Raw genomic sequence first — 17,422 nt, 5'->3', positions numbered from 1 at the left:
AAAAAGTATAATTCTTCCTTGTGAGGTGTATAAACTATGACTGGTAATAAAGAGAGCATCGGTAATATTATTGCTTTCATTAAGGAGCTCGAGCTTTTAAAAGATGTTACGAGGACCGCTTGGACACGAGAAGGAAGACAGGAAAGCGTTGCTGAGCATTCATGGCGGCTGGCTTTGTTCGCATTTGCGCTGGAAGAATATTTCCCAGACATCGACATGAACAAAGCGATACGGATGTCTCTAATACACGACCTCGGGGAAGCTTATGGAGGAGATATTTCAGCAACAATAGAGGTGAATGAGAAGGACAAGCTCAAACGTGAGGAGGAAGCATTGCAGCAGTTATTAACGCCGCTGCTTCAAAGCATGCGTGATAAATTTCTCGAGTTGTGGCAGGAATACAATGAATGTCAAACTAAGGAAGCAAGATTAGTTAAAGCTATTGATAAAATGGAAACCATCATACAGCATAATCAAGGTCGTAATCCAGCAGATTTTGATTATGGTTTTAATCTGGACTATGGCAAGAAGTTCTCGCTGTATGAGCCAGTACTGCAATCATTAAGAGAAATGATTGATGGAGAAACGATTATCAATATAAACAAGCGTTAACAGATGAATCCGGGAGGTATGAGTGTGCAAAGAGAACTGGCAAATGCGAACAAGGCTGCTTGGGAAAACAAAGCGTATCAAGCTTGGGTTCAAACGTATGGAACACCAAATGAGCTAGCCGTAGAATTGAAGCTGAATCACAGCAAAAATTTGCGTTATTGGTTAAAGTACATTGGTGATCCTACAGGAAAGCGAATTATTAACCTCCTTGGCTCGCATGGCCGAAAGGCGATCTCTTTGTCATTACTGGGAGCTGATGTTACCGTAGTGGACATATCTGAAGAAAATAAGTTGTATGCGATGCAAGTCGCAGCTGCCGCGGGTGTGGATCTCAAGTATGTATGTTCTGACGTCTTGAATATTCCTGATGAAGAGAAACTAGGAGAATTTGATATTGTGTTGATGGAATTTGGTGTCCTACATTATTTTACAGACCTGAATTCCATATTCTCCATGGTTAATCGCAGGTTAGGGTTAAAGGGCCGGTTTATATTGACTGACTTTCATCCGTTTGCTCGCGCATGGATGAACACCAACAACCTGAAACACCCAACAGGTGATTACTTTGATGATAGCATTAAGGAAGGTGAAGTAGCTTTTGCCAAGCTGCTTCCTGAGGAAGAACGCTCTGAATTGGGTAAGGTTTTAGTTCGAAGCTGGACAATCGGTGATATTATAAGCGCAATTGGTGAGATAGGATTAGTTATTAGGTCTTTTGAAGAAATACCCAGTCCTGCAGATCCGAGGTTTCCAGAGTTTTACACCCTGATTGCCGATAAAATGGATATACAACTTTCCCCACTGTATCTCTAATTCGAAAATTTCCCTTGACTTGGTCATCTAGAAGTGGAAAGGGTATAATAAGTTCGCTGAGTAAACAATATAAAGGGTTGTTTTGTGATAATAAAATAGTAGAGAACTAAAAACAAGCTAAAAGAAAACAGGTGATACAATGACAGAGAAAAAAGCATTCATCGAAACTGGATGGAACTTCGACAACAGTTATGCTCGTTTGCCGAAATCAGTTTTTACCCCTCTAACCCCACCTCCTGTAAGCTCGCCAGAGTTGATCATTCTAAATGGTCCTTTGGCGGCATCACTGGGGTTGAACGCCGATGCGCTGCAAAGCAGGGAGGGCGTAGAAGTGCTTGCTGGCAACCGGATTCCCGAAGGGGCCTTGCCCCTTGCTCAAGCTTATGCAGGGCATCAATTCGGACATTTCACTATGTTAGGGGATGGCCGGGCACTGCTCCTAGGCGAACAGATCACTCCCTTGGGTGAACGGGTTGATATTCAGCTTAAGGGTTCAGGTAGAACGCCATATTCCCGCGGAGGAGATGGTCGAGCGGCGTTAGGACCGATGCTGCGTGAATACATAATTAGCGAAGCCATGCATGCGCTTGGTATTGCTACGACCCGCAGTCTTGCGGTGGTGACAACCGGTGAGTCAATATACCGCGAAACCGAGCAGCCTGGCGCAATTCTGACCCGTGTAGCTGCCAGTCATTTGCGCGTGGGCACCTTTCAATACGTTGCAAAATGGGGCACTGATGAGGAGCTCCGGGCCATGGCGGATTACACCTTGCGAAGACATTTTCCGGAAGTTAACACCGATGAGAATCGCTATCTATTACTGCTTCAGGAAGTGATCAAGCGTCAAGCTGAGCTGATTGCCAAATGGCAGCTCGTCGGTTTTATTCATGGGGTGATGAACACCGACAACATGGCACTTAGCGGGGAAACGATTGATTATGGTCCGTGCGCCTTCATGGATGGTTATGATCCGGCAACGGTGTTCAGTTCCATTGACGCTCAAGGCCGTTATGCCTATGCCAATCAGCCGCATATTGCTGCGTGGAATCTGGCGAGATTTGCTGAAACTCTATTGCCGCTGCTGCATGACGATGAGATTCAGGCAATCAAATTGGCCGAGGCTGCAATTTCAGGTTTTTCTGATTTATTCCGGCGTAATTGGCTCGCGGGAATGAGGGCAAAACTGGGAATATTTAACGAAGAGCTGCAGGATGAATCGCTTATCGAAGACCTACTTAGTATGATGCATAAAAATCATGCGGACTTCACGAATACATTCCGCGCATTAACTTTTGAGAAGCCGGAAGATACGATTCTGTTTGGCACCTCTGGATTTACTCAGTGGTATGAGCTGTGGCAGGCGAGACTGGGAAGGCAGCAGGAACCCAAATCCTCCTCGCATCAGTTAATGCGGGACAGCAATCCAGCGCTAATCCCACGTAATCATCGGGTAGAGGAAGCGCTGGAAGCAGCGGTGAAACAAGGAGATTACAGCGTAATGGAACGGCTTCTCGCTGCTCTTTCGAGCCCTTATGCGCACTCCCCCGAACAAGCTGAGTACTCTACTTTGCCCGCGCTGTCAAGTCGTCCTTACCGAACCTATTGCGGTACCTGATATAGAAGCTTTGGAGTAACTAAATTACGGATATATGTTTAAAGAAAGGGACCTATTAATGGGTCCCTTTTAGTTTGCAGGGGGGGGGAATAACTATCAAACAAAATTATCTTAATCCTCATTCAGAAATAAATCAGCTGCCAAAGAAATCTGCATCTGCTGCCATACTTGCTTGACGATTAGTTAATTATTAGTCATTTATCATTGGTAACTGGAAATATAAAGGAATATATTATTTATCAGGATGGTTAAGATGAGATCAAGAATAGGAGGTTGGGAGCATGGAGAGAACAGCTGATGCCGCCGGGTGCACAATTTTTGATAAGTCAGGGAGGATTTTACTCGTTCATCAAGTTTACGGCAAAAAAAAGTGGGCATTGCCGGGCGGTGTTGTGGAGAACGGAGAGTCTTCATGGGAAGCTGCGGTTAGGGAATGCAGAGAGGAAATTCAGATAGAAGTTACAGATATGTCACTAAGTGGACTTTACTTTTTATCTCATCGAAATGCCTATGTTTTTATTTTTCGAGCGAATTCATTCAGCGGAATCCCTACGCCTGACGGTATAGAAATTGATGAATATGCCTATTTTGATTTGCATGATTTGCCCAAACCAATGTCTAATTTTACTATTCAAAGAATCCAAGATGCCGCTTTATTTGAAAAGAACGTATATATGAGAGAGCAGCATGTAAATACGTATGTGATTGAATAAAATATTCTAGTCTGCCCGAGGCATTCGGAGAAGTGATTCAGGCAGACTAAATCAATTTATATGTTTTTAGCACCTATGTATCTGGAGCCCCAATAAGGGCTGAATAATGAATCGATTTGAACCCCGTGTGATGACGTAGCTGAGATGAATTGCCCGTTACCCATATAGATTCCTACGTGAGATACGCCGCTTTTGGAAAAAAAGACCAAATCCCCCTGAGTAGGATAAGCTACTGCGGTTCCCACATTATCGTACATTTCAGTAGATGTTCGAGGTAAATCAATTCCCCGATTATGAGTAAATACATACCGTACAAACCCTGAACAATCGAATCCGTTAGGTGTACTGCCACCCCACTTATAAGGTACGCCAAGATACTCTTTGGCGAATTGGAGGATAGTATCCTGCTTCTTTGTTTTATACCACGCTGGGGCATGGTATTTCCCATCCGCATCCACGATGGCGAGCTGATTCTCGTCATCCCATTGAACTTTGTTTCCGAGAGTTTCGGATACGAACCGGAGAGGTAAATATACGCTTCCTTTGTCCATACCGATCATGGATTTCACTTCGACTTGTTTTCCGTTGACTTGTACGAACGTATCTCCAGTTTTCAAGGTTAAGGTTTGGTCACCTTTTTTCATAGAGACTTTAACCTCTCTACCTTCCTTTGACCAGCTGATCTGGTAACCGAGCGCTTCCATCAGAGGACGAAACGGTACTTGGAGCTGAGAATTGGTATCCACGACAGGTTGTACTTCGGGAAAATTGAGGAGCGCATCATTGACTTGAATTTTGACTCCTTCATTCGGGGTTGAGGCATGAGCACTGACCGTAGAAAAGAATGCGCAAGAAAGAAATGCACTAAAAAACACAAACGATTTGCCAGAAAGCTTCAAACTATTTTCCTCCTAATAGCCTCCGAGGTTAGTTGACGGGTTAGGGAAGAGGTTTTCCCTTATTCGCAGCTCAAAGCATTCGAATATTCACCCCGAGAATAGATGTCCCCCGTACTAGCACTTATGCTGTGCAGATTCGGCATATTTTACTAAAAACCACCCTTACAATATATTCGTGTCCCAATTGATATATCAGTGGGTGTCAGCTTGTTATGACGAGTTTGGATATCTCTGATATATCTCTTTTGCACTAAGTTGTGATATATTTTCTTATATCCATTTTACACTAGGAGGCATTTCAATGAGTCAGCGCTATCGAATTACAAGATCATTTCAGGAAAATGACAGTTCAAACCTAACCATTTCTTTGGAAGAGTGCAAACAATATTTTGCATCCAAACCTGATTTTACTTATAAGTCAGTGTTTACGGTGACAGGCTCTACCAGCATGTCCATAGAAGGAGACTTCTTCATGTGGAGCTACGGCGATACAAAGATCCCATTCCGTCATTATCAGGGTGATATCTACGTATCCGGTACCAATGAAGCAGTCATTCCCAAGATAATTGAGGTTGCAGGTGAATTAGGGGCGGATGTGTCGGAGGGGTAATCTTTTCGACTGAAGAAGGTACTATTTGCAACTGGTTGCTGCGAAAGAGCAATATTAATGGAGTGGCTGTTGCTTATGTCGGAAGCCAGATTGTATATCTCAAATTTGGTGCAATGGCCTAGTTACATAGGAGGACCTTAATGATCAAGATCAGGAACATCTTGAAAGATCACTATGATCTAGATATCATAAACGTTTTACCGCAGAAGGGTGGTTGGGCGGCACTTGCATATAAAGTTTATGACAACAAGGCTGCCTACTTTTTGAAATTTTATGAAAAGAGCAGAGCATCCACCGCCAAATGGACGGCACATATAGATCAATATGTTCCTATTCTGGTGTGGCTCATGCATAATAGCAGCTTGAAAGGTAAAATTCCAGTACCCATTTTAACAAAAAAAGGTGACTATAAATGTGAGGATGCTGCTGGAGTTTATTTGCTTTATGAATATATAGATGGAGAAACAATTGGTGATAAAGATTTGAACAAGGAGCAAATTTACCATCTATCGGAAATAGTGACAGAGCTTCATACCTATGGAGAAGAAATACCTATTCAAACGGATGCGATCAAAGAAAATTTTCATGTTCCGTTTTTGCCGGAGCTTAGAAACTCGTTGGATGAAGAGAATAACCTTATTCCTGTTGATTTAAGAGAAGTGATGAACCCTCACATTGAACAAATTAGGGGTCTTATTGATACCGTTGAACAATTGTCTGTGCGGTTGAAGACCGATAATGTAAGAATGGCTCTGTGCCACACAGATCTCCACAATTGGAATCTGATGCAATCCGAACAACATCTGATGTTAATTGACTGGGAAGGGTTGAAATTGGCCCCCGTTGAAGCGGATATGATGTTCTTGGTTGACAAGCCGTACTTTGATGAATTTTTAAGCATCTACCAGAATCTTCATAAGGATTTTGTAATGAATCTTGATGTCTTGCAGTTTTATAAGGGCAGGCGCAAGCTGGAAGATATCTGGGAATTTATGGAGCAACTCCTATTCGACAAACAAGATGGTGAAGAAAGAGTTTTTACTATAAACCTCTTAGCGGCAGAACTGCGCGAAATAGACGTAAAATGATCTAGCACAGAGGACACCTTGTATCTGAAATAAACGATCCCTAATAGGCTGGAATTTTTTAATTACATATTGCGGAGATTGATGATTGCATTCGCAGGCTGGGCCGTGTAGCAGAAAAATTTGCTAAACGGCTTTTTTACTGTTGCTATATACAGTCTCATTGTGTATAGTGTAACTATACAGTATGACTATATATAGTCTGACGATATATGTGCCGTTGATACAAGGAGGGGAAACATGAGCAGAGATAAAAATTTGCCGCTTACGGAAACCGTTTATTATATTCTATTGGCCTTGATGGAACCGGCACATGGATATTTGATTATGCAAAAGGTTGAGGAGCTAAGCGGCGGTCAGGTAAGAATGGCTGCTGGGACGCTGTATGGAGCTGTTGAGAATTTGGTGAAGCTAAAATTTATACAGCCTGTCAAAAGTGAGGATAGCAGGCGTAAGGTTTATGCCATTACTGAAAAAGGACTGGAGATTTTGCGTCTCGACTTTGAAAGAATGAAACATATGATTGAAGTTACGAAAGATACCTTCAGATAAGAAATGGGGGAATAGTAGTGAAAAAATATAAGTTCTTTATTAATTTTGAGAAAGAAGAGCAATGGCTGAATGAGATGGCCCAGCAAGGCTACAGATTCACAAAAAAAACGACTGGTTATGAATTTCAACCCGGCAAACCCGACAATGCAGTTATAAAAATGGATTACCGAACATTTAAAAAGCAGGAGGATTTTGAAGATTACTGTGCCCTTTTTGAAGACTGTGGTTGGAAACATATCACGGGGAGCAAAAGTTCGGGTTATCAATATTTTAGGAAGATACACGAAAATGGAGACGATGATATTTTTTCAGATGCTGATTCCAAAGCCGGAAGATATAAAAGAATATCTGAAATGTGGAGCACCTTGGCTACTACCTTCATCCCAATTTTTGTAGTACTAATCTCCACCGACTCTATTGATAAGGCAGCTTTTCTGAATCCCAAATTATTGTATTATACACCCGGGTTGTGGGAAGAAACTGGAGCGGCCTTTTGGAAAGCCTTTCTCTTTGAAACGCCATTTGCCTTATTCAGAGGGTTTCTCTGGTTACTTATTCCTATTATGATTGTTCTATATTTAATATTTGCATTCAAAGCGAATAAGCAATATAGCAAAATACAAGCAGATAAGTATGGGAAATGAGAAGTGCTGACTCTCAAAAAACTTTCAGCAAGGCTGTCGATTGCAAATGGATCGGCAGCTTTTCTGCGTAATTTGTACAATTAGTCGGTTATTAAGTGTTCTCTTGAATTGGCGAATGATCCGAGTGAGAAATTTAATCGGATTTTTTGTGAACATTTTAATAAAAAAGATTGACGTTTCTGTGAACAAAGTGAATAATATAGCGTATAAGGAGTGAGCTGACTTGAAAAATAATACGCCAATACTGAATGCGGTGAAGGTTGTAGGTATTTCGCTAATTGCAATAGGATTTATTATCTTGATATTAGGTATTTTCGATAATAATTATAGCAGTATGATTCCGATTGGTATGGGCACAATTGCGGGAGCTGTTCTTATTTTCATAATGGGCGTGTTCTTTGTAGCAACGGAAGAGATGCTAGCGAAGACCGGGAGAGGTTAATAATTTGAATAGCTCGAAAAAGAACCCTCAAGTTAACTTGAAGGTTCTTTTACCTATTTTATAGGACAATAGGGTTTATCCTTGTGAGACAGCCCCTGAGAATCAGACAAAACCCCAGACCATACATAGTAATGTACCAAAGACGGTAACTAATGCAATGGCTAACGCATAATAGATGTTTGTGTAGATGGCCCCTTTATCCCCCGTTTCACCGGCATGCATAAATACCACAAGTTGAAGGCCCGCTTGTATAAATGCTGTTACAAGAAGCACAGTCATGCCGAAGGCAAATGACATGTCCAGGAAGTAAACGGAAAGAGCAGCTGCAGTAAGGATCATCGAGAATACAAAACCCATGACTTGTTTGCGCGGGAATAACTCTTTCATGCTACATCATTCCTTTCAAGTAGACAAAGCTGAATATGAATATCCAGACTACGTCCAGGAAATGCCAGTAAAGAGAGAAGATGAAGGACTTATTAGCTGTTTCAGGCGTCAGACCGTCTCTCTTTACTTGTAAAATAATAAATAATCCCCAGAAAAGACCAAATGTAACGTGTGCTCCGTGTGTTCCCAATGTGGTTAACAGGATGGCTGTAAATGCACTAGTTTGAAGCCCTGCTCCAATGTGAACATAGTGAGTGAATTCATATATTTCTACACCCAAGAAACCTGCTCCAAGAAGGAGGGTGATCCCGAAAAATATCATCATGGCCTTCTTATTGCCAAGCCGCATTGCATGAATGCCAAGACCAATGATAAAACTACTTGTTAATAGCAGAATGGTTTCTATAAGTACGGGTGTGATTTCGAACATCTCTTTCCCTGTAGGACCGAGTGCTGTACGATCAGCTAATGTGAAATAGGAAGAGAAAAGCGTGCCAAACAACATAATCTCGGCTCCGAGAAAAATCCAGAATCCTAAAATATTGATTTGATTTTGTTCTGTGCTGTATTCAAGCGGCAGCGAGTGATCGATTTTCATAGACTAGCACCTCGCAGTTTGTTTTCTGTTTCTTCAATTTCTTTTACGGAAATATAATGGCCGTGATCCTTCTGAAACGATCGATAAGTCAGACATGCAAAAATAGCAACCGTAGAGAGAATGACAGCAATCCAAATACCGAATACAAATGAAAATCCCCATACGAAGAAGATGCAGCTCATGATAAATGGAGCGCCGGTGTTATTAGGCATATGAATTTTGGTATATTCGCCTGGAAATAAATCGTGACCTTTTTTCTTGAAATCCCAAAATGCTTCAATGGATTGAGTTTTGGGAGTAATTGCAAAGTTATAAGATGGAACAGGACTATGAGTAGCCCATTCAAGAGACCGCGCATCCCATGGATCTGAACCAATATCTCTTGAAGCGTAACGAATGCTGTAGTAGATGTTGTATACTATTAATCCAAAGCCTATGGCCAGACCAATCGCTCCGACAAATGAAAGCATATTGAGCGGCCCAAATCCAGTTGATTCGGAATAGGTGTACATACGACGAGCTTGACCGTCTAACCCCGTAAAGAACATAGGGAAGAAGGTGACATTAAAGCTGATTGCAATAAACCAGAATGCCCATTTGCCGATTCGTTCATTAAGCATGAAGCCGAACATTTTGGGCCACCAATAGGTGAGTCCTGCTATCATGGCGAATACAACTCCAGGGATAATAGTGTAATGGAAATGAGCTACGAGAAACATCGTATTATGGTACTGATAATCAGCCGCTGACATAGCGAGCATGACCCCGGTAACTCCACCAATTGTGAAAATTGGAATGAAGCCTATCGCATAAAGCATGGGTACGGTAAATACGATTTTCCCTTTCCAAAGTGTAAACAACCAGTTAAATATTTTAATTCCGGTTGGAACAGCAATGGCCATGGTTGTGATGGAGAAGATACTATTCGTAAGTGCTCCTTGACCCATTGTAAAGAAATGATGTGTCCATACTAAGAAGGACAGGAAAGAGATGATCACCATTGATGCTACCATTGACTTATAACCATATAGGTTACGGCGTGCAAAGGTAGAGATAATCTCACTATAAACACCGAATGCAGGTAAAATTAAGATATAAACCTCAGGATGACCCCAAACCCAGAACAGGTTCGCCCATAGCATATCCATACCGCCATTTGTCGTTGAAAAGAAGTGTGTTCCGAATAATCGATCCATGGTCATCATAATTAGCGCAACAGTTAATACAGGGAAAGCAAATACAACGATTACGTTTGCGGTTAAGGCAGACCATGTGAACATTGGCATTTTCATTAATTTCAAACCAGGCGCTCTCATTTTAAGAATAGTCACAATGAAGTTGATACCTGATATTAAAGTACCAATACCGGATATTTGAAGAGCAAGCGCATAATAGTTTGTTCCTACAGATTCACTGAACTCATTGCCTGATAGCGGGAAGTAAGCTGTCCAGCCTGAATCAGGGGAACCGCCTATGACGAATGAAATGTTAAGCAACATGGCCCCCATGAAGAATAGCCAGAAGCTTAGTGCATTCAAGCGTGGAAACGCTACGTCACGTGCTCCAATTTGCAGGGGAACAACGAAATTCATTAAGGCATAGATGAAAGGCATAGCCATAAAGATAATCATAACAATCCCATGCGTCGAGAAAACTTCGTTATAGTGTTGGGCATCTAACAATGCATTATCCGGTACGGCCGTTTGTGCACGCATCATTAATGCATCTACACCGCCACGAAAAAGCATAATAAGAGCAGATATCAAATACATGATACCAATTCGTTTATGGTCAACAGTTGTTAGCCATTCTCTCCAAAGATAACCCCATTTTTTGAAATAAGTTAAGCCAGCGATGATCGCAATGGTTGTAAGTGCAATGGCGACCATTGATGCATAAATAGCTGGACTTGGATGAGGCACAGCAAATCGTTCAAAGAAGTCCATGCTTTAATGTCTCCCTTCATGTGCATGTTCTGAACCCTTATCAGTATTAGTGATAGTATCAGTAGCCGTATTAGTATCAGTCTCTATACCAGCTGATCCATGATGTCCGTGTTCTGGCGGCGGCAAAAAGTCTAAATGAGTCCCTGTGAACGTTAACTGCCCAAGATGGGCTGGCTTCAACAGCTCATCGAATTTTGCTTTTGTAAGAGGTTTGGCAGTTTGCTTAACCTCATCAATCCATTCCTTAAACTTGGCTTCAGGTATGGCTTTTACATTAAATGTATTTTCAGCGAAGCCTTTACCACTGAAGTTTGCATTACGGCCCATGTATTCACCTGGAACGTCGGCTGCCAAATGCAGTGTGTTAACCATGTCAGCCATCGCATACTTTTGCCCACCTAGCTGTGGAATCCAGAAGCTGGTGATCGGCCCGTAAGAATACAGCTTAAATTCAAGAGGGCGATTAGTTGGAATATACAAGTAGTTTACGGTTTCTATATTTTCTTCGGGATAACTAAAATGCCACTTCCAATTAGATGATGAGGCGTAGACAACTAATGGTTTCTGACCTTCATACCCTTGAGGTGTCGCCTCAACGATATAATTACTCCGAACAGAGACCACCGAAAGGAAAATGATGATGAGAATGGGAATTCCTACAACAATCGATTCTACAACCTTGCTTCCTTCAATATGAGGAGGTTCATAATCATCGGCTTGTTTGGACGCACGGTATTTAACTAACATAAATACTAAAATTATGAACACAATAATGACAATAGCCGACATTAGCCCGATAGATAGCATAATGTCATCAGCTTGTCTTTGAGCTTGCGGTCCTTTAGGATCCAACACCGCTAATTTCCCGCAACCAGTTAAACTTGTGACGATGGTAAAAAGTACTGCCAGTAAAGTCCATTTGAATTTCATTGATGAGCTCCTTTCCTGGGATCGATACTTTCAGCATAGTTGCGCATAACCAATAAAACAATCGAGTTTGAAGGATGTCACAAATTTATGTGAATTCTGTCACATAGTTGTTTCAAGGACGCCATCATTTGTTCAAGAAGCTGCAAAAGTTACTGATTTCAATAACAAAAGTGGCAGTTTTATGACAGCCATTTGACCCTCACAGGCTGATATCTGATGACTCGAAGCGTGGGGAACCAGCCAACATTTCAACAAAAATATGCGAAAAAAACAACCGCGGTACATGTACCACGGCTGTTTTTTTCGCATATTACCAATAACAAGGATAAACCAGCGCTAACTTCTTCTGTATGCCATAGTGTATATGACTCCACCAATTATGATGAAGACGATAAGAAGCAGTATCATATTACTAAATAGAAATGCCGTGGAAAGGGTTACTGTTGGAAGTAATGGGAAGTCCAGCAAGCGTTGGGAGAGCAAACCTCCAACCATTGCTATACCTACTCCTTCTGCCATAAAACAAGCGAAGTTGAGCATTCCCATTCCGGCCCCAGCTTCATTGGATTCCAGAGCCTCTGCAACTGTGGTTGATATCACCGTTTTAACAAATGAAAGACCGCCAAAAGTCAGAATTAGTGCAGCAGACATCAACCAAGGTGTTGTATCTAAAAATAACGCTATAACTAAAAAACTCGTGACGATTAGAATTATTCCAAGATACCATACAAGATTTATTCCTCTTTTATCGACCAAGGTGCCGCCAACAATACCGAAGAGAACGACGCTGATGGTGCCGGGAAATATAATCCCGCCTCCAATCATGCTTGCAGTTAGTTGATGAACATCTCGCATCAAGTAAGGTATCATTGAGACAAAACCAGCTACAGTGCCTAATAATACGCATCCCGCCAGGACACCGGCCATAAACTTTCGGTTCAAAAATAAGGACGGCAAGGTGAATGTCATTATTCCAGTTGACAATTGCGATTTTACCCCTACAACATCCAATTTCCCTTTAGGCGTAATCTCATTAGGCAATACTTTAAGAAAGAACGGGATAGACACAAGTGTCATCATGGGAAGTAAGAATAGGAAGGACCAATGGATATAATCTGCAATTATCCCTCCAATTACTGGACCAATGCCCTCGCCTAGAGCGACCATCGACCCGATCAAACCGAATGCTTTACCTCGATCTTTTGATCCGATGTATTTTGCCACGATGACCATAATAAGTCCGGGAACTGCCGATGCTCCGATCCCCTGAATAATCCGAGCGACTATTACTGATGGGAAAGAGAATTGTGCAAGAAAGCCGAAGAACGATCCTCCGCTGTAGATCAACAGGCCAGTCACAAGCAACCTTTTAACACCATACGTATCGGATATTTTACTAAATATAAGCGTCCCGATTGCGAAAAAAATGATGAAACCTGTATTAACCCAATTAGCCGTCGAAGGTGGGATCTTAAACTGATTGGCGATATCCGGTAATGATACATTAAAGACCGTTTCGTTCAGTACGCTGAAAAAAGCAAGAAAACTAAGCCATGCAAATGCACTCTTTAAATTACCATGTGTAATAATCGATTCTTTAACTTCTTCATCGGCTGTTTGAGCACTATTTAATTCATTAAAATCTTTCTCCATTAAAATGATAACCCTCCATATTTAAGGGAAATCACGCAGTTTACAGGGCTTAATATGCGCTATTTTCCCGAATTTGGGCCCTAGTCATCATTGTGCACTTCATAAATACGCCTCCTACTTATTATTGCTTAATACTATACACGAATAGAAATACACGTTCAATAATGACCGTTAAAGGTCTTTGTTGATCATCAAACATGCGAAAACAGGCTGAAATGCAACCAAAGAAATAACCCCATTGTCTCCATTAACGGGCAAAGGCTATGTTAAAATAACAATAGGTATTTACGTTGATGAAATCGGAGTTGAAAATTAATGTACTTGCGAAGCCTTGAGATTCTGAGAAATGAACATACGGATACGAAATTATATCCATTTACCATACCTGCTGTGAAAACTTTAACATCGATTTCTTTTCGAACGAATGTCACCTTTCTTGTTGGGGAGAATGGTTCGGGGAAATCAACTCTCCTAGAGGCAATTGCCTTTCAAAGTGGGTTTAATACGGCCGGAGGAGGCAGGAACAACAATTACGATGTGGATGCTTCTCATTCAATTTTAGGTGAACACATTCGTCTTTCATGGATGCCCAAAATCACAAATGGCTTTTTCTTAAGAGCTGAGACGTTTTATCACTTTGCATCACATTTGGATACTATGCCCGAAAGTCTGAAGTATTACGGTGGTCGTTCTTTACATGAGCAATCACATGGTGAAGCATTTCTTTCTCTTTTTAATCATCGTTTTGGGAAAAAGGCGATTTACTTGCTCGATGAACCCGAAGCGGCGTTATCCCCTGCAAGGCAGTTGGCCTTATTGCGGGTAATTAAGGATTTAGAAAATGAAGCTCAGTTCATCATTGCCACACATTCTCCGATACTTCTCGGATTTCCAGATGCACAGATAATAAACTTCGATGTTCATCCAGTAGGGGAAATACGGTATGAGGACACGTTGCATTACATCATAACGAGACGTTTTCTTGAAAACAGAAAGTCGGTCTTGCAGGAGCTATTCAGTGATTCCGATAATCATAATGATGAGAATTAGCCAAAAACGAAGGACAGCGAGCATAATAGTCTAATACTAACCTTTATGTTAAAATGTGGATAAATTAATTAAAGGTGGATGTACTCAAATGGAGAACTGCTCGAAAATCATGGGGATACCGGTTCCAAAAATAACTATGACGGATACAATTGAAGTCATTAGCAAAGTAGTAACTGAGAGAAAATCTGAACTGTTCCATGTCGTTACACTCAACCCGGAAATTACGATGTCTTGCCAACATGACCAACAGCTACGTTCGATTATTGACGAGGCAGGTCTCCTTACCGCTGATGGAATCGGAATCGTCATGGTATACCGCTTAAAAGGAAATCCACTTCCCGAGCGTGTAACCGGTTGCGACCTTCTTATAAAAATGCTTGAGACTGCAAATCAAAACAAATGGTCTTTTTATCTTCTGGGCGCAGATGAACCTACTAGTATAAAAGCTTCAGAAGTTATCACCAGGTCTTACCCGAACGTATCGGTACTGGGTAGGCATCACGGTTTCTTTAACAAGGTGGAAGAGGCACAGATAATAGAAGAAATCCAGGCTTTGAGCCCGGATGTATTGGTAGTTGCCCTTGGAGCTCCAGCAGCGGAACGCTTGATTTATAAATATAAAAATAAACTCAATGCCAGAGTTGCTATCGGAGTTGGCGGAAGTCTTGATATCATTGCTGGAAAAGTAAAAAGAGCGCCGGCCAATTGGCAAAAATTAAATATGGAATGGTTGTTTCGATTAATAAATCAACCTTCCAGATGGAGAAGACAATTGATTTTACCTCGCTTTGCTATAAAGGCATTGTTATTTAAAGAAAAAAACTAAGATACGGATTATTTCCTGAAGAACGAACCGAAAAAATCTATTGGAGGTTCGATAAATAGCAATCGATAAGAACTCATAGATTGAGCTAAGTGATAGAATAAAAGGAAAGTCATTGATCCACGTTGGAGATTTACCGTTAAAGGAGTGTTTCGATGAGTGATCAGAGATTGATTGAAGCTTACAAAAGTTGTTTGCCAAGTTATTCTATGGAGCAACTAAGGCATATAACCGAGAATGGCGTTTGGTCACTTGGCCAAATGTACAACCATTTGATCCTCGCTGCTCTTGACTACATTGACCAAGTGGATATTTGTGCGGCGTCGGTTGAAGAGCAAAAGCTCGGGTTGACGGAAGCGGGCAAACATTTGTTCAAAATCGGCGGATTTCCTCCAATAAAAATTAAGCTGCCGGACGGCCCCCAAAATGCACCTAGCAACTCGGAAAGTAAAGAAGATCTACTACGTGGACTCGATCAAGTATTGCTTAAAATGAGAGAATGGGAAGGGAAAGTAGATACCATAAACCCAAACTACAAAGCTAAGCATGATGGCTTTGGCTGGCTGAACGCTCGGGAGTGGTTCGAGCTTGTCGGCATGCATTTCCACCATCACCTTCGTCAGAAGAGTGAGCTGGAACAAGCTTGGATTCACAAATAATAGGTTAAGCGGAGGGATTAACTTGAGAATTTCTCATGTGCGATTAATTGTGCCCAATGTTCGGGAATGTTTTTTGTTTTACAGAGACATCCTGGGACTTAAAGTTCTCCATGGAAATGAAGAGACTCCTTATGCTGAGTTTCAAACGGGAGACATCAATATAGCATTAGAGCCTCCGATAGTACGCGAACCTATTGAAGCCCTGCGTAAGCCGAATGAATTCAGTGCCAATGATCAGGTTGCTATCATTTTTAGAGTGGATGACGTTGACGCAACTTACAATCAATTGAAGACTAGAGATGTTGTATTTGTTAAGGAACCACATGACACGCCTGAGTGGGGGCACCGTGTAGCTTACTTTAGAGACCCTGCCGGAAATTTGATCGAAATTAATAGAGGGATTTAATTCTACTTAATATAGAAAAACCCCAGCAAAATATAGGGGCGATAGCGATAAAAACAGCAGCAGTTTTGGACTTATTTCCCCCGTCCAAGACTGCTGCTGTTTCATTTATTGCTTTTCTGCCGAATTTAAGAAGTTTTCACTATAGTAGTATGCTCTAGTCTCCTGACAAAAGAGGGAATGAAGGTTGGTTTCATAAGGAAAGAATATCTATAGGATTCGTTTAGGATTGCAAATGGCTCCGTTTATATAGTGTTTACATAAGGCGATTAGGATTGATTTCATCGATTGTTGGATACGATTAAGATTGATTCAATTGTATAAATAATACTACAGGAGTGACTGCTATGAACCTCAAAGAAAAACAGATTGCCATTATTGGAGCAGGACCGGGCGGATTAACGCTGGCAAGAATCCTGCAGCAAGCTGGGTTTGATCCTGTAATTTATGAGCGCGAAACCTCCCCGACATATCGTGAACAAGGAGGTACTCTTGATTTGGATAAGGTCTCGGGCCAGAAAGCCCTTCAAGTTGCGGGCTTATTGGATGAATTTTTCGCGATATCTCGTTTAGAAGGGCAAGCGCTGAAAGTAACCGATAAATCGGGAGAAGAATTTGTAAATATAAAAGGAGAAATATATATTAAATGCTACTGGAGAGATCTATCCTAGAAGGATTTACATGCTGCCTGTACAACATAAGTGGGAAAGCAAGCACGGGGTTACGCTTATTGGGGATGCCGCTCATTTGATGTCGCCATTTGCCGGTGCAGGCGCTAACCTTGCTATGTTGGACGCTGCGGAACTTGGACTTTCGATGATGAACAACTCTGACCTTGACGAAGCCATCAAAGAATATGAAGTAAAAATGTTTGAATATGCTGGAGAAATGGCAGCAGTTACAAAATCAAGCATGGAAATATTTTTTTCACAAAACGCAGTAGAAACTCTGAGTGAAATGATGAACAGTCATGCAGAAGGATAACGAT

General features: G+C 41.5%; 21 protein-coding genes and 1 riboswitch. Of the genes, 15 read left to right on the top strand and 6 right to left on the bottom strand.

The features are described from left to right. Positions 1-36: 36 nt before the first annotated feature. The 4 genes from NV381_RS04015 (at position 37) to NV381_RS04000 (ending at position 3,753) form a co-directional block, all read left to right on the top strand. On the top strand, positions 37-612 hold the full coding sequence (locus NV381_RS04015; protein WP_258211980.1) for an HD domain-containing protein: 576 nt from the start codon (positions 37-39) through the stop codon (positions 610-612). Positions 613-636: 24 nt separating this feature from the next. Further along, on the top strand, positions 637-1,425 hold the full coding sequence (locus tag NV381_RS04010; protein WP_258211979.1) for a class I SAM-dependent methyltransferase: 789 nt from the start codon (positions 637-639) through the stop codon (positions 1,423-1,425). 139 nt (positions 1,426-1,564) lie between these two features. Continuing rightward, a complete protein-coding gene (locus NV381_RS04005; RefSeq protein ID WP_258211978.1) occupies positions 1,565-3,040 on the top strand; it encodes a protein adenylyltransferase SelO in 1,476 nt (491 codons plus the stop codon). A gap of 281 nt (positions 3,041-3,321) precedes the next feature. Beyond that, positions 3,322-3,753, top strand: a complete 432-nt coding sequence (locus NV381_RS04000) for an NUDIX hydrolase (RefSeq protein WP_258211977.1) — start codon at positions 3,322-3,324, stop codon at positions 3,751-3,753. Positions 3,754-3,809: 56 nt separating this feature from the next. On the opposite strand, the gene NV381_RS03995 is transcribed toward NV381_RS04000, so the two are convergent. Further along, the gene (locus NV381_RS03995; RefSeq protein WP_258211976.1) at positions 3,810-4,652 is read right to left on the bottom strand and encodes an NlpC/P60 family protein; all 843 of its coding nucleotides are present in this window, start codon (positions 4,650-4,652) and stop codon (positions 3,810-3,812) included. A 2-nt stretch (positions 4,653-4,654) separates the two neighbouring features. Continuing rightward, a riboswitch (cyclic di-AMP (ydaO/yuaA leader) is annotated at positions 4,655-4,804 on the bottom strand. Positions 4,805-4,953: 149 nt separating this feature from the next. Between NV381_RS03995 and NV381_RS03990 the strand changes: the two genes are divergently transcribed. The 5 genes from NV381_RS03990 (at position 4,954) to NV381_RS03970 (ending at position 7,985) form a co-directional block, all read left to right on the top strand. Further along, on the top strand, positions 4,954-5,262 hold the full coding sequence (locus NV381_RS03990; protein WP_258211975.1) for a hypothetical protein: 309 nt from the start codon (positions 4,954-4,956) through the stop codon (positions 5,260-5,262). 140 nt (positions 5,263-5,402) lie between these two features. Then, positions 5,403-6,350 (top strand): aminoglycoside phosphotransferase family protein, encoded by a 948-nt coding sequence (locus tag NV381_RS03985; RefSeq protein ID WP_258211974.1) that lies wholly within the window; start codon positions 5,403-5,405, stop codon positions 6,348-6,350. A 237-nt stretch (positions 6,351-6,587) separates the two neighbouring features. After that, entirely contained in the window at positions 6,588-6,899 is a 312-nt protein-coding gene (locus NV381_RS03980; protein ID WP_258211973.1) for a PadR family transcriptional regulator, read from the top strand. 17 nt (positions 6,900-6,916) lie between these two features. Next, positions 6,917-7,543, top strand: coding sequence for a DUF2812 domain-containing protein (locus NV381_RS03975; RefSeq protein ID WP_258211972.1), 627 nt, complete (start codon positions 6,917-6,919; stop codon positions 7,541-7,543). Between the two features lie 223 nt (positions 7,544-7,766). Then, complete coding sequence (locus NV381_RS03970; RefSeq protein WP_258211971.1) at positions 7,767-7,985, top strand: hypothetical protein; 219 nt, start codon at positions 7,767-7,769, stop codon at positions 7,983-7,985. Positions 7,986-8,087: 102 nt separating this feature from the next. On the opposite strand, the gene qoxD is transcribed toward NV381_RS03970, so the two are convergent. From qoxD to NV381_RS03945, 5 genes are all read right to left on the bottom strand, one after another. Next, on the bottom strand, positions 8,088-8,372 hold the full coding sequence (gene qoxD / locus NV381_RS03965) for a cytochrome aa3 quinol oxidase subunit IV (protein WP_258211970.1): 285 nt from the start codon (positions 8,370-8,372) through the stop codon (positions 8,088-8,090). Position 8,373: 1 nt separating this feature from the next. Next, a complete protein-coding gene (gene qoxC, locus NV381_RS03960; RefSeq protein WP_258211969.1) occupies positions 8,374-8,970 on the bottom strand; it encodes a cytochrome aa3 quinol oxidase subunit III in 597 nt (198 codons plus the stop codon). Beyond that, positions 8,967-10,916 carry a cytochrome aa3 quinol oxidase subunit I gene (qoxB, locus tag NV381_RS03955; protein ID WP_258211968.1) on the bottom strand — a complete coding sequence of 650 codons (1,950 nt, stop codon included), beginning with the start codon at positions 10,914-10,916 and terminating at the stop codon, positions 8,967-8,969. The genes qoxC and qoxB overlap by 4 nt, the downstream gene beginning before the upstream one ends. A gap of 3 nt (positions 10,917-10,919) precedes the next feature. Then, entirely contained in the window at positions 10,920-11,846 is a 927-nt protein-coding gene (gene qoxA, locus NV381_RS03950; protein ID WP_258211967.1) for a cytochrome aa3 quinol oxidase subunit II, read from the bottom strand. A 336-nt stretch (positions 11,847-12,182) separates the two neighbouring features. Beyond that, positions 12,183-13,499, bottom strand: a complete 1,317-nt coding sequence (locus NV381_RS03945; RefSeq protein ID WP_258211966.1) for an MFS transporter — start codon at positions 13,497-13,499, stop codon at positions 12,183-12,185. 315 nt (positions 13,500-13,814) lie between these two features. Between NV381_RS03945 and NV381_RS03940 the strand changes: the two genes are divergently transcribed. The 6 genes from NV381_RS03940 to NV381_RS03915 all read left to right on the top strand — a co-directional run bounded on the left by NV381_RS03940 (position 13,815) and on the right by NV381_RS03915 (position 17,418). Further along, positions 13,815-14,549, top strand: coding sequence for an AAA family ATPase (locus tag NV381_RS03940; RefSeq protein ID WP_258211965.1), 735 nt, complete (start codon positions 13,815-13,817; stop codon positions 14,547-14,549). Between the two features lie 88 nt (positions 14,550-14,637). Beyond that, positions 14,638-15,375, top strand: coding sequence for a WecB/TagA/CpsF family glycosyltransferase (locus NV381_RS03935; RefSeq protein ID WP_258211964.1), 738 nt, complete (start codon positions 14,638-14,640; stop codon positions 15,373-15,375). Between the two features lie 152 nt (positions 15,376-15,527). Then, the gene (locus NV381_RS03930; protein WP_258211963.1) at positions 15,528-16,031 is read left to right on the top strand and encodes a DinB family protein; all 504 of its coding nucleotides are present in this window, start codon (positions 15,528-15,530) and stop codon (positions 16,029-16,031) included. Positions 16,032-16,053: 22 nt separating this feature from the next. Continuing rightward, the gene (locus NV381_RS03925) at positions 16,054-16,437 is read left to right on the top strand and encodes a VOC family protein (RefSeq protein WP_258211962.1); all 384 of its coding nucleotides are present in this window, start codon (positions 16,054-16,056) and stop codon (positions 16,435-16,437) included. 344 nt (positions 16,438-16,781) lie between these two features. Further along, positions 16,782-17,105: an FAD-dependent oxidoreductase gene (locus NV381_RS03920; protein WP_258211961.1), complete on the top strand. Its 324-nt coding sequence runs from the start codon at positions 16,782-16,784 to the stop codon at positions 17,103-17,105. 10 nt (positions 17,106-17,115) lie between these two features. After that, positions 17,116-17,418 (top strand): FAD-dependent oxidoreductase, encoded by a 303-nt coding sequence (locus NV381_RS03915; protein ID WP_258211960.1) that lies wholly within the window; start codon positions 17,116-17,118, stop codon positions 17,416-17,418. Positions 17,419-17,422 lie beyond the last annotated feature (4 nt).

This window comes from Paenibacillus radicis (ex Xue et al. 2023) (assembly GCF_024722015.1).
Lineage (GTDB): Bacteria > Bacillota > Bacilli > Paenibacillales > NBRC-103111 > Paenibacillus_S.
This window is presented reverse-complemented; position numbering and strand designations above follow the sequence as displayed.

Coding starts and splice junctions, on each gene's coding strand:
- NV381_RS04015 (WP_258211980.1), top strand. CDS start 37: ATGACTGGTAATAAAGAGAGCATCGGTAATATTATTGCTTTCATTAAG.
- NV381_RS04005 (WP_258211978.1), top strand. CDS start 1,565: ATGACAGAGAAAAAAGCATTCATCGAAACTGGATGGAACTTCGACAAC.
- NV381_RS04000 (WP_258211977.1), top strand. CDS start 3,322: ATGGAGAGAACAGCTGATGCCGCCGGGTGCACAATTTTTGATAAGTCA.
- NV381_RS03990 (WP_258211975.1), top strand. CDS start 4,954: ATGAGTCAGCGCTATCGAATTACAAGATCATTTCAGGAAAATGACAGT.
- NV381_RS03985 (WP_258211974.1), top strand. CDS start 5,403: ATGATCAAGATCAGGAACATCTTGAAAGATCACTATGATCTAGATATC.
- NV381_RS03980 (WP_258211973.1), top strand. CDS start 6,588: ATGAGCAGAGATAAAAATTTGCCGCTTACGGAAACCGTTTATTATATT.
- qoxD (WP_258211970.1), bottom strand. CDS start 8,372: ATGAAAGAGTTATTCCCGCGCAAACAAGTCATGGGTTTTGTATTCTCG.
- qoxC (WP_258211969.1), bottom strand. CDS start 8,970: ATGAAAATCGATCACTCGCTGCCGCTTGAATACAGCACAGAACAAAAT.
- qoxB (WP_258211968.1), bottom strand. CDS start 10,916: ATGGACTTCTTTGAACGATTTGCTGTGCCTCATCCAAGTCCAGCTATT.
- qoxA (WP_258211967.1), bottom strand. CDS start 11,846: ATGAAATTCAAATGGACTTTACTGGCAGTACTTTTTACCATCGTCACA.
- NV381_RS03945 (WP_258211966.1), bottom strand. CDS start 13,499: ATGGAGAAAGATTTTAATGAATTAAATAGTGCTCAAACAGCCGATGAA.
- NV381_RS03940 (WP_258211965.1), top strand. CDS start 13,815: ATGTACTTGCGAAGCCTTGAGATTCTGAGAAATGAACATACGGATACG.
- NV381_RS03935 (WP_258211964.1), top strand. CDS start 14,638: ATGGAGAACTGCTCGAAAATCATGGGGATACCGGTTCCAAAAATAACT.
- NV381_RS03930 (WP_258211963.1), top strand. CDS start 15,528: ATGAGTGATCAGAGATTGATTGAAGCTTACAAAAGTTGTTTGCCAAGT.
- NV381_RS03920 (WP_258211961.1), top strand. CDS start 16,782: ATGAACCTCAAAGAAAAACAGATTGCCATTATTGGAGCAGGACCGGGC.
- NV381_RS03915 (WP_258211960.1), top strand. CDS start 17,116: ATGCTGCCTGTACAACATAAGTGGGAAAGCAAGCACGGGGTTACGCTT.